Source organism: Acinetobacter sp. 12966, from assembly GCF_031196995.1.
Lineage (GTDB): Bacteria > Pseudomonadota > Gammaproteobacteria > Pseudomonadales > Moraxellaceae > Acinetobacter > Acinetobacter geminorum.
Genome location: NZ_JAVIMC010000025.1, coordinates 1 through 221 on the forward strand (window position 1 = coordinate 1; position 221 = coordinate 221).

General features: G+C 37.1%; 1 protein-coding gene. It reads left to right on the forward strand.

The genetic code is table 11. The annotated features are described in order from the left end of the window. A partial coding sequence (locus tag RFW85_RS04425) for a hypothetical protein (protein ID WP_309171174.1) occupies positions 1 to 221 on the forward strand: 221 nt, incomplete at both ends.

The following is a 221-nucleotide window of genomic DNA, read 5'->3' on the forward strand; positions in this document are numbered from 1 at the left end:
GATGTAAAGGAAATCTTGTTATTATCGGGATTTTGCATCAATCTTTTGAGCAATATGCAGCTAAGTTAGGAAGTAACGTTCAACAAGAGTGGGCGAAAGTACAAGGCCGTTATATTGATATTCCTTTAGTTACAAATACGGATGAAACTCTGGAGTTAATAGGCAAGGCGATTCATGTTGAGACTCAATATGAAGAAGCACGAAAAGTTGCTGAAAATGTC